Raw genomic sequence first — 15,413 nt, forward strand, 5'->3', positions numbered from 1 at the left:
ATGTTGCCGTTGGAGGTTAAGCCATCGCCAGTACGGGCTCGGGGGCCGGCGACGCTGGCCCGGAGTCCGGGTTGATCCGCGGGGCCAACAGTTTGTACAGCACGGGTGTCACGATGCGGGTGAGGATGGTCGAGCTGAGCAAACCACCGATGATGACAAGGGCAAGCGGTGAATACAGGGGATTGTTCTCAGCCACCAGCGGAATAAGACCGCCGATAGCGGTGAGGGTGGTAAGGATGATGGGGACGAAGCGGGTCTCACCGGCTTCCTGGATCGCGTCGTCGAGCCCCATGCCGCCTTTGCGTAATTGATCGGTATAATCAACCAACAGGATGGAGTTCTTCACTTCAATGCCAACGAGGGCAATGATGCCGATGACGGCCACAAAGGAGAAGGTGTTGCCGGTAGCCCATAGCATCAGCACCGCACCGATGATACCAAGGGGAACGACGGAAAGGACAATAAGGGTGCCGCGGAAGGTCTTAAACTCAAGGATCAGGATACCCAGAATACCGAAAATAGTGATCAGGATAATGGGTCCTAGACCGCCAAAGCTTTGTTCCTTACTTTCAACCTCACCCGCCGCTTTGTAGCTGGCCCCGGCCGGGAAATGAAGCGTATCCAGCTTCTTCAGGATGCCTTCCGTCAGCCGGGTGGTATTGTAGCCGCTGCGGACAAAGGCGGTGACGGTGGTATACCGGTCTTTGTCATAGTGGTTGATGCTGGTGGGCGAGGTCTGGAATTGGATACCCGCCAGATCGCTAAGCGGCACGGAAGACCCGCTGTAAGAGTCGACATAGACCTTGTTCAGCGCATCGAGCGTCTGGTACCGGCCCCGGGGCAGGCAGACATTGATGTTGTAATCGTTGTCCTTGTCGTCGTCCTTCCTGAACTTGCCGACGTCCAGCCCGGCAATGGCCAGCCGCACCGTCCGATCGATGGAGTTGATAGGCACGCCGAGCAGTCCGGCCTTCTCCTTATTGACATTGACTTTGATATCCGTTTTCAGCGTCGTCAGGTCGTTGTTGACATAGATGGTGCCATCCGTCCGCTTCAACAGATCTTCGACGCGGAAAGCCAGGCTGCGCAAGGTGTCGAGGTCTTCGGAGAAGAGCCGGATCGCGATGGGTGCCTCTATCGGTGGCCCCTGTTCGAAATCCTTCACCTCGATCTTCGCCCCGGGATAGTCCTTGAACTGCGTCCGCAGGCTGTCGATCAGCTGTCTTTTCCGGATGGAAGGGGTCTCGTTCAACTGGACAAAGACCTGGGCATAGTTGCTCACTTCGTTCTGGGGGATGACATTGTAATAGATGCGGGGATTACCGCGGCCTACGTTGGTAGCATAGTTCTTCAGATCGGGAAGATGTTCGATGTGCTTCTCCACCCAGCGGGCCACGGTGTCGGTGGCGGTGAGGCTGGTACCGAGCGGGGTCTGGATATTGATGAGGAACATCGGTTTCTCCGAGGCGGGGAAGACGCTAAAGCCTACACGGGGAATAAGGGCCAAACAACCTACAAAGATAGCCAGGGCCACCAGCAGGGTAAGCACAGGCCGGCGGATGGCGCCGTGCAACACGCGGCGATAGGAGCCACTGATGAGGCGACGCAACCCGCGGAGGAAGAGATTGCCTTCGGGATGCTCATGCGCGGAGAGGATGCGGCTGGAGAGGAAGGGCACGATCGTCAGGGACACGAACAGGGAGGCCAACACGGTGGTCACGACGGCCGCCGGCAGGCTCCGGATGAAATCCCCGGCCGCTTCGGGCAGGAACATCAGCGGCAGGAAGGCAAAGATCAACGTGGCCGTACAGCCGAGAACCGCCAGACCGATCTGCTTTGTCGCGGCCATGGCCGCCTCTTTTCGCGAATAGCCCAATCGAAGATAGCGCTCGATGTTCTCCACCACCACGATGCTGTCATCTACCAGCAACCCGAGGGCCACCACCATCCCCACAATGCTTAATTGGTTGATCGTAAAATGGAAAAGGTTGAGCAACGCGAGGCCGATGAGCAGCGACAAGGGAATAGAGATCATCACTACGATGGAAGCCCGGGGGCCCAGGGGTAGCAGGGTCAGCAGCACCAGGAAGATGGCAATGGCAAAGTCCCGTGTGAAATGGCCCAGCCGCGTATGAACGCTTTCGGCATTGTTAAAGCTTTTGTTATAGACGATGTTGGGCGGCAGCTCCGACTTGAACTTATCCAGTACGGGATCCATTTCCTTCTCGATGGCGAAGATGTTGGTGCCCGACTTGCGGCTCGCCGTGACGAAGACGGCCCTTTTCCCGTTGAGCCGGCCGATATAGCTCTGTTCTTCGTAGTTGAACTCCACATCGGCGATATCCTTTACATAGATGATCTTCCCGCCGGTACCGCTGACGATAGTATTCTTTATCTGGTCGACAGACTTATAGTCGCCGGTTGTCTTGATGTTGAACTTACGCGACCCCATATCGACGCTGCCGCCCGGGATGTTCACGTTCTCCCCCTGGATGGCCTGCAGGACGGTGTTGAGGGCGATCTTGTTCTGGGCCAGCTTTTCCAGGTTGAGCGCTACTCGCACCTGCTGTTGCGGGAACGCCCAGTTGTCGACGTTCTTCAGCGTTTTGATCTTTTCCAGCCGGTCTTTCAATTTTTTGCTCCAATCCTGCAAGTCTTTATAGGGCGCCGTTTCACTCATTAGCGCCACCTGCAGGATGTTGACATCGGAGGGCCGGAAACGCTGGATGTCGATGCTGAGGAGATCGCTGGGGAGATCGGCGCGGACGGCATTGAGCTCGCGGATCACGTCCTGGTATTTCTTTTCCGGATCGGTCTCGTAGTTGAATTCGATCTGTACCACCGCCAGGCCGTCGTCGATGGTACTGCGGATGCGCTTTACATCATCCATCTCATTGAAGCGCTTTTCGATGGGATTGACCACCAGCTCTTCCATGTCCTTGGGGCTGGTGCCGGGATATATGATGATTGCCGAGTAGGTGGGCGCTTCGGTATCCGGGTCCTCACCCCTGGGCATATTAAACATGGCGCTGACGCCGATGAGGGCCAGCATCACGAACACGATGAGCGTGAACTGGTAATTGCGAACAGAAAAATCAGTGATTCTCATGGCCGTAGATTATTTGGTGAGGGAATCAGGATTCGAGATCAGCTTTACCACCGATCGCTCCGTCAGGTAGCCTACGCCATCAGCGATAACCGCCGATACGCTGTCCAGCCCGCTGCTCACAGCGATGAGGTCATCCTGCAGAAAGGCGATATGTACGGGTAGCTTTTTCACGGTACGTTTATCGGCGTTGACCGTATAGACATATCCGGTGGACCCGTCGCCTTCGGCAAGTGCCGATGCGGGGATAAAAGTGTACGCTCGCCGGCCGGCCGGCTGTAGTTGCAGCGTGCAGAAAAGCCCGGGGGCCAGCTTGCGGCCGGCGGCCGTGACGGTGACCTCAACGGCATAGGTTCCACCGGTGGCGTCTGCGCCTTCGGCAAGTTTGGTGATCTGGCCGATGAACCGCTGGTCGGGATAGGCGTCGATGGAGACATTCGCCTTATCGCCCTTGTGCAGGATGACCCAGTCCTTATCGGACACGCCGAATCGGACCACCCAGTCACCCTGATCGGCCCCGTTGAATTCGAGTACGGCCGTCCCCGCGGAAGCGTATTCGCCTTCGTTCATCAGCTTGTGAAGGATCGTGCCACTGCTGGTGGCGCGGATCTGTGCATACTGCCGGTTGAAGCGGGCGATGTTGAGTGCGTCTTTTGCCACTGTCGATTGGGTGTGCATGTTCTGAACCTGTTCGAGGGAAGCGACAGTGTCCCGGTAGAGGTTATTGATGCGCTGTTCGTCCCGTTGTGCTTTTTCTACATTTTGTGTGGCCTGTGATACCTGCGCATCGATCTCGGTGAGGTCGAGCGTGGCCAGCAGCTGACCGTCGACGACATGATCCCCTTCCTTTACATAGATGCGGGAGATGATGCCGCCGATCTTGAACGAGAGGCGAGCTTCGGAATTAGAGGCGATGAGTCCCGAATACTGGAGGATGCGGCCCTGGTTACCGGTAACCACCGGCTGCAGTTTGACGGGAATAGGCACGTCGGCGGGCGGCGTGACGGCGGCTTTGTTTTCTCCGCATCCGGAAAAAACGAGCCCGATGATCATTGCTGCGAAGGGCAGGCGGAGATAATGGAGCAGAAGGGTGTTCATAACGTTATTTTTTGGATGAGTTTTTAGAATTTGTAGGCGGCGTTGACCCGTTCGAGATCGGCAGCCCTGTTGAGTACGGCGAGGCGGCCGAGGGAATAGCGGATCTCGGCATTGGTCATCTGGGTGCGGGCATCGATGAGATCGACCTGCAGGGCCTGGCCTTCTTTAAATCTTTTTTCAACCAGGCGGTACGCCTCGCGGGCGCTGCCGGTCTCATCGGCCAGGGCGTTGAGGGCTTCCTGGGCCGAGCGGTAATTGTTGAAGGCGGTCTGTTGTTCCAGGGACAATTCGAGGGTCAGCTGCTGGTATTGTTCGTCGATGGCGTCCATGTCGATGCGGGACTGCCTGATCTTATAGCGGTTGTCATTCGCCTTGAACAATGTCCAGGTCAGCTGGAGGCCGCCTAATTGGTAGAACTGCGTGCTGTTGAAATGAAAGCCATAGCCCTGGTAGCCGATATCATAGAAGGCATTGAGCTTGGGGAGAAGATAGTTACGATCCCATTTCAGGTTGGATTGCAGGATGCGGCGGTAGCTCTTGAGGCGATCGAGCTCTTCGCGGCCGGCGATGCCGTCGCTGGTTTTGATGGGGGAAAGACCCGGGGCGCCGGAAGCGGAGTCAGGGGCTGCAGACGCCGCCATGAGCGAGGAATCCGTCACGATCTGGGTGTCGAGGCTTCGGTTTAGCAGGAAATTGAAGTAGGCCGCGGCATTGCGGCGATCGTTCTCCGCTGCGATGTACTGCGACTCGACCTGGCTCACCTGGGCCTGGCTGCGCAGGACGATCTCCCGGGTGGCCATGTTGTTCTCTACGAATTTCTCGCTGACCCGGCGATTCTCCCTTACCAGCACCAGGGCCGTGGCATAGATCTCGGCTGCCTTGCCGGTTTGCAGGTATTGATAGTAGGCCTGGCGGATGCTCCGGACGAGATCGCGACGATAGACATCGCGGTCGGCGCGGCGGGCAACGATCGTCTCGCTCGTCACTTCCCGGTTGTGGAGCAGATCGCTGTTGAACAGTGGCATGGTGACCTCCATTTTGGTGTCCTGGAAGTCATTGGGGAGAAATTGGATGTTCTGGTTGGCCACTTGGGGGAACTTGCGGCTGGCGGTGAGCTGATTCAGGGTGGAATAGACATTATTGAGCAGATCGCCGATGGGTATCGGCACGGTACGGCCGCCGTTTGCCAGGGTATATTGGGAGCTGATGCCGGCCTGGGGATAGAAGAGGGTCCGGGCCCGATCGAGATCGAGTTGTGCCCGCTGAAGGTCGAAGTTGCGTTGATGCAGGGCGAGATTGCTGTCGAGGCCGACGCGGAGATAGGCATCGAGGATAGTCTGGGAGGACGCTCGTGTGGCGATGGTTGCCGCCAGCAACAGGAGCAAGAATGGTTTTGGCATGGCGTTCACTTTATTAGTTATATAAATTAACTTAACAATGTTCACTAAGCGTGTTAAAAAAAGGCCCTTTCGGGCTGTCGCTTAAAGACGGCGGGTTTCGGTTATTAATGACCGTTGGGCTTCTTTTTGTCTTTGCTCTCTATATTATTGATGAACCAATTGAGACTCGCCTTCACAGTGGGCAGGATCATCTCTTTCTGGTGCACAAATTTTTCCAATCTTTCGCGGATGACCAGGGACATCAGGCCGTGGACGAAGCTCCAGATGGAGAGGGTCACCAGCAGCGGTTCCGCTTTTTCCAGATAGCCTTGCTCCATGCATTCAATGACAACTTCCTTCAAGGTCTGGAGTGCGCTGTCGCCCGGTGCCCATTCCAGACAGTTCTCTGCGGCCATTTTCTTCATGGGCTCCCGGTCGATGAACATCAGGTTATAGTACTCCGGTTGCTCCATTGCGAACTGAATATAGTTCTCACCCATCTTATGCAGGCGGAGGAAAGGATTCTGGATGGCAATGAGATTGCGGTTGAATTCCTGCATCTTCTGGAATCCCTGCTCATGCAGGCTGGCTAATATCTCATCTTTGTCCTTAAAATACAGGTATACAGTAGTAGGGCTGTACTCGATGAGATCCGCAATGCGGCGGATCGTCAAATTGTCAAAACCTTCCTCCACGAACAATTTCATGGCGGCATCAAGGATCAGTTTGCGGATCTCCTGCTTTTGTTTCTCTTTTCGCTCCTGAATTCCCATGTTCCAAATATTAACGATACAAATTTACTTAACAATGTTAATAATCCAAATTTTTATTGGCTTATTTTTCCGAAGGTAAGGAAATCGTCGGTGTAGCAGGCGGTTGCGCCGGCGAGTGGAGGTTAATTGAGGGGTGGGATGATGGCAGACGGCGGCGGTTGCGGGGCCGCAGGCCGCAAATGGAAAAATGGCGGGGAAGTTGTACGTTTGCTAAAGGAGTGATGATGTTAAATGGATAAATTTATCGTTTCGGCCAGAAAATACAGGCCCCAGGATTTTTCGACAGTCGTGGGGCAGGCTCATATTACCACGACTTTGAAGAATGCCATCAAAAACAGGCAGTTAGCGCATGCTTTCCTGTTCTGTGGACCGCGGGGCGTCGGCAAGACCACCTGCGCCCGTATCCTGGCCAAGACGATCAACTGCGAGAACGTCACACCGGAAGGCGAAGCCTGTAATACCTGCCAATCCTGTGTCACCTTCAACGAAGGCACCTCCCTGAACATCCATGAGCTGGATGCCGCCAGCAACAACTCCGTGGACGATATCCGGACCCTGGTCGAACAGGTGCGCTTCGCCCCCCAGGCCGGAAAATACAAGGTGTATATCATCGATGAGGTGCACATGCTGAGCACATCTGCCTTCAATGCCTTTCTGAAGACATTGGAGGAGCCGCCGCCCTATGCCATTTTCATCCTCGCAACAACGGAGAAACACAAGATATTACCCACCATCCTGTCCCGCTGCCAGATCTTCGATTTCAAGCGGATAACGGCGGCCGACACGGTAGAGCATTTACAGGACATCTGCAAAAAGGAAAATATCACCGCCGAAAAACCTGCCCTGCAGATGATCGCACAGAAAAGCGAAGGCTGTATGAGGGATGCGCTGAGTATCCTGGACAAGATCGTCAGCTTCACCAACGGGGAATTGACCTATCAGAATACGCTGGAGCATCTGAACATCCTCGATGCCGACTATTATTTCCGCATCCTGGACGCCATGCAGCAGCAGAATGTATCGGATGCCCTGCTGACTTATGATTCTATCAACCGGAAAGGATTCGAAGGCGACCTGGTGCTCAACGGGCTGGCCGAATTCGTCCGAAACCTGCTGGTATGCAAGGACGAGAAGGTTGCCGTCCTGCTGGAGGTAGTGGAAAGCTTCAGAGACCGGTATATCACCGCCGGCCAGAGCGCGGATACGTCCTATCTGGTGAGCACGCTGAATGTATTGAATGAGGCCGAGATCAACTATAAATCCGCCCGCAACAAGCGACTGCATGTGGAGCTCGCCCTGATCAAACTCTGCTATCTGGCGCAGGCTTTGCAGGTGACAGCGGGGGATGCCAACGGGAAAAAAAAACAGCCTGAAGCCGTAAAGCCGGTGTCTTTCCGCAATATCCCTGCGATGGAGCTTGTGAAGGCGACCGTCGCTGCACCAACGGCGCAGCGGGCAGCAGAGCGTGGGCCGGCAGGAGCGCAGCAGGCAGCAGAGCGCGTCGCGGAACCGGCAGCAGCAGGCGGCGCAAAGCTGATAGTCGAAGAGGGGGCGCCCGAGCCGGTGAAGAAGGCAACAGCACCACCCGCCCAACCAGCCTCCTCCGGGCAGCCTACCCAGCCTACCATCCCGGCCACCGCTTCCCTGGGGTCCCTGTCCCGTATCCGGCAGCAGTTCAGCACGCGGCAGCAAAACGATGATGCCAGCAACAGCCGGCCGCTGGAGCCGGAAGCGCTGCACAAGGCCTGGCAACAGTATGCGGACTATCTGCGGGAGAATCGCAACCCCGCCGTACAATCCATGGAGCTGGCTACGCTGCGGATAACAGATGCTCATACTTTTGAAGTAGTTACCAACAATAACCTCGAACAAAAATTTGTCGAACAGGAGAAACGCACCTTATCCGACCACCTGCAAAAAGCGTTTGCGAACAAAGCGATATCTTTCACAGTGATCATCGAGGAAAAGGAAGCCGTCGACGAGGAACCTGCGGACAGACCGCTTAACAAGCGGGAACAGTTCATACAGATAGTGGAACAATATCCACTCGTAAAAGAGCTGAAAGACCGGCTGAGGCTTGAGCTGGATTATTAAAGCGTATGGATACAGCAAATCAATTGTTAAATACGCTTACTCCAACGGATAATCCACCCGATTGGCGGGAATTTTGCCAATACTGACTTATAATCTATGGACGGCAACGCTACACCAACTTCGACAACCCAGATCTTCCAAACGAATTCACCAGGCCGCTGGCAGCGTCTCAAATGGGGCGGGAGGATATTATTGTTCTTCCTGGCGTTGGGGATTGTCATTTTCTATGTTGCCATCTCCCGGGATTATAAGCCGGCCCTGCCCCGGATGAAAGAGCAAAGCCAGCTTTACAAAAAAGTCCTCGACACCAGCCACAGCTTTCTGTTCAAAAATACCCTCATCGAACAATACGGCGGTTTCCGGAAATACATAAACGAGAAAGTTCCCTACCACGGCGGCGCCTTCCCCGGCCAGTCGAAAAAAGATTCGGAGCGGATGGCACAGCAGCGCTCGAAGAAGGTGGATACCAATTTCCGGAGTTTTACGAAATTCCCCACCGGGATCCGTGCGGCCTTCTATGTGGATTGGGACGCCCAATCCTTTCTTTCCCTGCAACAGTATATCGACAAAATGAATTTAGTGATCCCCGAATGGATCTTTATCGATCCGACGGCGGATACCGTCTATACGGATATCGATGCCAGGGCATGGGGAGTAATGAAAAAATCGGGAGTAAAGATCCTGCCCATCCTTTCCAACAACTATAAGGAATTGTTCCGTGGGGATGCAGTGCACCGCATCATCAACGACCCGGTGAAGAAACAGCGGCTGATCAATGATGTGATCAATATCCTGGTGAAGAATAATTTCATCGGGGTCAACGTAGACTTCGAAGAGCTGCAGGAGAAGAGCAATGACAAACTGGTGGAGTTTCAAAAAGACCTCTACGAGCAATTGCATGCCAGGCATCTGCTCGTGACCCAGGACGTGATCCCCTTCAACGAAGATTATGATGTCAGACAGCTGTCGAAATACAACGACTATGTATTCCTGATGGCTTATGACCAGTATTCAGACAACTCCGGTCCGGGTCCGATCGCGCATCAGAAATGGATAGAGGGAGCGGTGGATGCTGCCGTGAAATATATCCCGGAGCAAAAGCTTATCCTCTGTCTTGCCGCCTATGGCTATGACTGGCGGCTGGGCAAGGAGATGTCGAGCAGGACGGTGAGCTATCAGCAAGCCTTATTCACTGCAAAGGACAACGAGGCAACCATCGACTTCGACAATGATTCCTACAATCTGCACTACAGCTATGACGACGAGGATAATGTCCGGCACCAGGTGCAGTTTACAGATGCCGCGACGATCTTCAACGCCCTGCGTTTTGCCACCGAGTATGGACTGGCGGGGACTTCCATCTGGCGATTGGGAGATGAGGACCCGCGAGTGTGGGAATTCTACGATGAGGACATGCAGAAGTCGGCGGTGGCGCATTTCAACTTCTCGGAGTTCAGCAAGGTGGATGCGATGGCGAGTGCGGATTTTGTCGACTATGAAGGCAGCGGTGAAGTGTTGGACATCATCGGGACGCCTACCAATGGCCGGATCACGCCGGAAGTGAATACGGGCGAGATGCTGATCAGCGAGGAAAGCTATGACAGCCTGCCCTCGCGGTTCGTCGCCCGCAAGTATGGAACGGAAGATTCCATGAAGCTGGTGCTGACCTTCGATGACGGTCCGGACCCCGACTACACGCCCAAGATCCTCGATATTCTCAGCCGGTACCATGTTCCCGCGGCCTTTTTTGTCGTCGGCATCAATGCGGAGAACAATATCCCCATCGTCAAAAGGGAGTTCAGGGAGGGGCATGAGATAGGTAATCATACGTTTACCCACCCGAACATCGCCAAGGTGAGTACGCGAAGGGCCATCCTGGAGATGGAGTCGACGCGGCTGCTGATAGAATGTATCACCGGACGAAGCACCATTATGTTCAGGGCGCCCTATAATGCAGATTTCGAGCCGGAGAAATGGGAAGAACTGATACCCGTGGCCATCGCCCGGAAGAAGAACTACCTGGACATCGGGGAATCCATCGACCCGCTGGACTGGGAGCCGGGGGCGACTGCGGACAGCATCTTCGAACGGACGATCCGTCGCAAACAAGAGATGAGCAAGGCCGGGCTCAGCGGCAATATTATCCTGTTACACGATGCAGGCGGCGAAGGCCGGGAGGCGACGGTAGTGGCCTTGCCGCGCATCATCGAATATTTCCAGCATAAAGGATTCAAATTCACTACAGTGGCGGATATCCTGGGAAAGACCAGGGACGAGATGATGCCGCCGGTGCCGAAGGGTAGCGGTTACTATCTGTTGCAGGTGAATTATTATTTTGCGGAGATCGGGTACTGGGGCGGCCATATCCTCTTCTCAGCCTTTGTCGTATTCATGATCCTGTCGGTGAGCCGGGTGCTGTTCATCGCCTTCATCGCCACCAAGGAGCATCTGCGGGAAAAGAAATACGGGCTGCAGCCTTTCTGGAGGTTGGATGGCCAGTCGGCGCCACTGGTAAGCATCATCGTGCCGGCCTATAATGAGGAAGTCAATGCCGTAGGCTCGGTGGAAAGCCTGCTCAAGGGGGATTATCCCAACTTTGAGATCATCTTTGTCAATGACGGCAGCAAGGACCAGACCTACGAACGGGTGAGCGAGGCTTTTGCAGACAATCCGAACGTAAAGGTCTATACCAAACCCAATGGTGGGAAGGCGTCTGCGCTCAACTATGGCATCAGCCGGAGCAACGCAGAATTCGTGATCTGTATCGACGCGGATACAAAGTTGAAACCCAATGCGGTATCCTTATTGATGGAGCATTTTGGGGAACGCACCGGCCGCAGGAGCGGGCATGCCGGTCTGGTGGGCGCGGTTGCGGGCAACGTAAAGGTGGGCAACCAGGTGAACCTGCTCACCCGCTGGCAGGCGATCGAATATATCAGCAGCCAGAATTTTGATCGTAAGGCATTCTCTTATCTGAATGCGATTACGGTAGTTCCCGGAGCCATCGGCGCCTTCCGGAAGAAGGCAATCGAGGATGCCGGTGGATTCACAACCGATACGCTGGCAGAGGATTGTGATCTTACCATCCGTATCCTGCGTTGCGGCTATGTCATTGAGAATGACAACCGCTCCATCGCCATGACGGAGGCGCCCGAGACGTTGAAACAGTTCTTTAAACAGCGGTTCCGCTGGAGCTATGGGGTCATGCAGACTTTTTGGAAGAACAGGGATGCGCTGATGAATTGGAAATACCGGTGGCTTGGCTGGGCGGCGCTGCCAAATATCCTGATCTTCCAGTATATCATTCCTTTTCTCATTCCCCTGGCCGATTTCTTTATGGTCGTGGGACTGCTGACGGGCAATGCGTCGAAGATAGGGGGCTATTATCTTGTTTTCATGCTTGTTGACCTTGCTGTGGCCTTGCTGGCCTTCTCATTTGAGCGGGAGAATCTTACCAGGTTGATCTGGCTCATCCCTCAGCGGCTGATCTGGCGCTGGCTCACCTGGCTGGTGTTGTTCAGGGCCGTACGCAGGGCGCTGAAAGGAGAGTTGCAACACTGGGGAGTGTTGAAACGTACCGGCAACGTAAAAGTAGTATGACCGTCCCGGTTAGATAAATTTCTATAATGGCTGATGAGGGTTTGCATGTACGTGGCCTACATTATTTTGCCTTTACAAGATGTAATTCGAAGACTATCCCGTATTTTTAAAAAGGTTTAATCAAGACTATATCCGGTTAATGCTTCTGAGGTAGTAGCTATTAAAATACCTTTTATGAAGCATTACCTTAACCTTCTGCTAAGACTAGACCAATTTATCCGTTTGAAAGGAACGGGTTCTCCGCCCGAATTTGCCCGGAAGATGGGCATCTCCGAACGAAGCCTTTATGAGTACCTGAAAGTATTGAAAGAGTTGGGCGCCCCCATCCGGTTCTCCCGGCAAGACCACTCCTATTATTATGAGATCGAGGGACAATTTCATATCAGCTTCCAATAAGGTAAGACGGTCAGGATCAAAGAAAAAGCCGCCTCATAGACATGAGGCGGCCCTTTAAACCTTATCCTTTCGAGTCACCCGTAGACACGGACGGCTCTCAAGAACTGTGTCCTTGCTGTTCCAACCAAACTTTAACTGTTAGAAAAATTTTATAGACCCTTAACCAGAGGCGGCTGATCTGTGTCAACCGTTGATGAAACAAATATAGTAAAAAATCCCAATTGCGGATTAAAAAGACCGCAAAAATTTTTAAAATTTCTTCACATTGGATTTTTCAGACTATAATATATTGATTATCAATTATATTTCCCCCTTTGCAAAGTAGAACCTCCCCCCAGCAGGGCGGGGGAAAGCCGCGCAATTGGCCATTCGGACCAAATTGTCTATTTTTGCACCCGTTATATTCCTTTCTAATCACTTTCGTGACAACCTTCTGTACATACTCCTGAAGGATATTGATGAGTAGATGGGCTTTTTTCAATTTAAATGGAACTATTTTGTCATTTCAACAACTCAACCTCATTGAGCCTTTGTTAAAGGCATTGAACGATGAGGGGTACACTACACCCACACCTATCCAACAACAGGCTATACCTGTAATCCTTGAACGAAAAGACCTGCTGGGCTGCGCCCAGACAGGCACGGGTAAGACGGCGGCATTCGCCCTTCCCATGCTTCAGCTGCTGTGTGAAGATGCAGCGGGAGTAACCGAAAACACGCGTCCTGGTGGCCCGCGTCCTGTCAAGGCTTTGATCCTTACACCCACTCGTGAATTAGCGATCCAGATAGACGAGAGCTTTGCCGCCTATGGCAGATATACGGGTATCAAACACACCGTCATCTTCGGCGGAGTGCCGCAACATCCCCAGGTCCAGGCGCTGCAACGGGGAGTAGACATCCTCGTAGCCACGCCGGGCAGGCTGCTCGATCTGTGCGACCAAAAGCTGTTACACCTCAAGGACATCAAATATTTCGTCCTGGATGAGGCAGACCGGATGCTGGACATGGGCTTTATCAACGACGTCAGGAAGATACTGACCCGCCTTCCCCAAAAGAAGCATTCCTTGTTCTTTTCGGCCACGATGCCGCCGGAGATCCAAAAACTGGCCGCCACTATCCTGGTCAATCCGTCCAAAGTGGAGGTCACGCCGGTGTCTTCCACGGCAGAGACCATCCAACAATCGATCTATTTCGTGGAAAAGAAAGACAAGCGCAGCTTGCTGTTGCACATCCTGAAAGATAAAGCTATCCCCACGGCGCTGGTCTTTACACGGACCAAGCATGGTGCGGACAAGGTTGCACAGGGGCTGACGCGGGCGGGCATCCGGGCCGAGGCTATCCATGGCAATAAGTCGCAGAATGCACGGCAGCGGGCGCTGGTCAACTTCAAGAACAGGCATACACGTATACTGGTAGCCACGGACATCGCGGCCCGGGGCATCGACATCGACGACCTGACGCATGTCATCAACTTCGAGCTGCCCAATGTGCCGGAGACCTATGTTCACCGCATAGGCCGCACCGGTAGGGCGGGAGCCAGCGGCACTGCCTTGTCCTTTTGCGACGGGGAAGAGAAGGAATTCCTGCGGGATATTCAGAAGCTGATAGCCCGCCAGATCCCGGTGGTGGATAATCATCCGCATGTGATGGGCATTTCTCAGGCCTCCCCTCCCCCGGCGGCAGCAGCCGTCATTGCACGGCCGGAAGCCAACCGCAATAACAACGGCGGTGATGCCGGAAGAAATAACGGCGGCATAGGCAAGAGGGACGACCAACGCAGAAGGGGTCTGCAACAGCAGAGCAATCAGCGGAGGAATCCCGCGGGCGGAGGCCAGGCTGGTCAGCAGACAGGCAATGGAGCCATCCAGCGCGAAGGGCGGCAGAATAATGGCCAGCAGCACGGTCGTCCGCCAAAGCGGGAACAGCAGCCCGTGCAGGAAGCTGGTAGTGTTGAACCATCCCGTGACCGGCGGCCCGAACCACGGAAGGACAACCAGCAAGGCGGAGCAGCACCGTTGGAGAAAAGAAACCCCACACCCGAAGTAAAGCGGGAGGCAAAAGCGCCGTCGGAAGAACCGGTCTTTTCGGTTAAGGTCAACCAAAGCGCGGGCGACGAAAAATGGTAGATTTTGCCTAGTTTTGAACGGCATGCTTATCCCTTTTCTTCTGTTGGCAGTCTTGATCGCTCCGGGGTCGGTGTCTTTACCGCAACCGGTGAAGCCTGCCGGCGTCGAGGCCTTGTTGTCACGCCAGCAGTATGAACGGGCGTTTCCGCATCACCATCCCCTTTATAGTTACGAGGCTTTTATAAAAGCAGCGGCTAATTTCCCTTTATTCGCCGGAGAAGGTACTCCGCAAACGCGTAAACGGGAATTGGCCGCTTTTTTTGCGCATGCTGCCCATGAGACTACCAATGGCGGACCCGGGGCAAAGGGTGGAACATACGCCTGGGGACTTTATTACACCGAAGAGCTGAGTTGCAGCGATGGTCATTGCACCGTATACAACACGGCCGGCACGAGCCCTTACCAGCCGGCGCCCGGCAAATCGTATCATGGCCGGGGACCTTTACAGCTGAGTTACGCCTATAACTATGGGTTAGCCGGCGCCGAGATGGACCTTCCGCTGCTCGCACATCCCGAACTGGTGAGTCAGGATGGGGTCATCGCTTTCCGGGCGGCCTTGTGGTTCTGGATGAAAGCGCAGAAGCCAAAGCCCTCGTGCCACGAGGTCATCTGTGGCAAATGGACACCAGGTGCGGACGACCTTCGGCTGGGACGGAAACCTGGCTTTGGAATGACGATCAACATCATCAATGGCGGCGTAGAGTGTAAGAGCCAGGACCCGGAAATAAAAGGTAACCGGGACGACCGGATCGGTTATTACCGTCGCTTTGCGGCATTGCTCGGAACGACGACCGAGCCTGATTGTGATTGCGCCGGTATGGCGCCTTATTAAATATTCGAG

The 15,413-nt window shown here is 54.3% G+C and carries 9 protein-coding genes; 5 read left to right on the forward strand and 4 right to left on the reverse strand.

Going from position 1 to position 15,413, the window contains the following annotated elements; all coding sequences use genetic code 11:
* Positions 1-16 precede the first annotated feature (16 nt).
* The 4 genes from IEY39_RS16090 to IEY39_RS16105 form a co-directional block, all read right to left on the reverse strand.
* Positions 17-3,109: an efflux RND transporter permease subunit gene (locus IEY39_RS16090; RefSeq protein WP_188933348.1), complete on the reverse strand. Its 3,093-nt coding sequence runs from the start codon at positions 3,107-3,109 to the stop codon at positions 17-19.
* A gap of 9 nt (positions 3,110-3,118) precedes the next feature.
* A complete protein-coding gene (locus tag IEY39_RS16095) occupies positions 3,119-4,204 on the reverse strand; it encodes an efflux RND transporter periplasmic adaptor subunit (protein WP_188933349.1) in 1,086 nt (361 codons plus the stop codon).
* A 23-nt stretch (positions 4,205-4,227) separates the two neighbouring features.
* Positions 4,228-5,604: a TolC family protein gene (locus IEY39_RS16100; RefSeq protein WP_188933351.1), complete on the reverse strand. Its 1,377-nt coding sequence runs from the start codon at positions 5,602-5,604 to the stop codon at positions 4,228-4,230.
* Positions 5,605-5,708: 104 nt separating this feature from the next.
* A complete protein-coding gene (locus IEY39_RS16105; RefSeq protein WP_188933353.1) occupies positions 5,709-6,356 on the reverse strand; it encodes a TetR/AcrR family transcriptional regulator in 648 nt (215 codons plus the stop codon).
* Positions 6,357-6,587: 231 nt separating this feature from the next.
* On the opposite strand from IEY39_RS16105, the gene IEY39_RS16110 reads away from it, so the two are divergent.
* The 5 genes from IEY39_RS16110 (at position 6,588) to IEY39_RS16130 (ending at position 15,404) form a co-directional block, all read left to right on the forward strand.
* Positions 6,588-8,450 carry a DNA polymerase III subunit gamma/tau gene (locus tag IEY39_RS16110; RefSeq protein WP_188933355.1) on the forward strand — a complete coding sequence of 621 codons (1,863 nt, stop codon included), beginning with the start codon at positions 6,588-6,590 and terminating at the stop codon, positions 8,448-8,450.
* 96 nt (positions 8,451-8,546) lie between these two features.
* Entirely contained in the window at positions 8,547-12,050 is a 3,504-nt protein-coding gene (locus IEY39_RS16115) for a trifunctional glycoside hydrolase family 18/polysaccharide deacetylase/glycosyltransferase family 2 protein (protein ID WP_188933357.1), read from the forward strand.
* Positions 12,051-12,224: 174 nt separating this feature from the next.
* The gene (locus IEY39_RS16120) at positions 12,225-12,446 is read left to right on the forward strand and encodes an HTH domain-containing protein (protein WP_188933359.1); all 222 of its coding nucleotides are present in this window, start codon (positions 12,225-12,227) and stop codon (positions 12,444-12,446) included.
* Between the two features lie 497 nt (positions 12,447-12,943).
* Positions 12,944-14,572 (forward strand): DEAD/DEAH box helicase, encoded by a 1,629-nt coding sequence (locus tag IEY39_RS16125; RefSeq protein ID WP_188933361.1) that lies wholly within the window; start codon positions 12,944-12,946, stop codon positions 14,570-14,572.
* A 22-nt stretch (positions 14,573-14,594) separates the two neighbouring features.
* The gene (locus IEY39_RS16130) at positions 14,595-15,404 is read left to right on the forward strand and encodes a chitinase (RefSeq protein ID WP_188933363.1); all 810 of its coding nucleotides are present in this window, start codon (positions 14,595-14,597) and stop codon (positions 15,402-15,404) included.
* Positions 15,405-15,413 lie beyond the last annotated feature (9 nt).

Source organism: Puia dinghuensis, assembly GCF_014642875.1.
In the GTDB taxonomy this organism is placed as follows: domain Bacteria; phylum Bacteroidota; class Bacteroidia; order Chitinophagales; family Chitinophagaceae; genus Puia; species Puia dinghuensis.

Bases quoted from the DNA above. Each gene is read 5' to 3' on its own strand.
- IEY39_RS16090 (WP_188933348.1), bottom strand. From the start codon at position 3,109: ATGAGAATCACTGATTTTTCTGTTCGCAATTACCAGTTCACGCTCATC.
- IEY39_RS16115 (WP_188933357.1), top strand. From the start codon at position 8,547: ATGGACGGCAACGCTACACCAACTTCGACAACCCAGATCTTCCAAACG.
- IEY39_RS16130 (WP_188933363.1), top strand. From the start codon at position 14,595: ATGCTTATCCCTTTTCTTCTGTTGGCAGTCTTGATCGCTCCGGGGTCG.
- IEY39_RS16100 (WP_188933351.1), bottom strand. From the start codon at position 5,604: ATGCCAAAACCATTCTTGCTCCTGTTGCTGGCGGCAACCATCGCCACA.
- IEY39_RS16120 (WP_188933359.1), top strand. From the start codon at position 12,225: ATGAAGCATTACCTTAACCTTCTGCTAAGACTAGACCAATTTATCCGT.
- IEY39_RS16110 (WP_188933355.1), top strand. From the start codon at position 6,588: ATGGATAAATTTATCGTTTCGGCCAGAAAATACAGGCCCCAGGATTTT.
- IEY39_RS16095 (WP_188933349.1), bottom strand. From the start codon at position 4,204: ATGAACACCCTTCTGCTCCATTATCTCCGCCTGCCCTTCGCAGCAATG.
- IEY39_RS16105 (WP_188933353.1), bottom strand. From the start codon at position 6,356: ATGGGAATTCAGGAGCGAAAAGAGAAACAAAAGCAGGAGATCCGCAAA.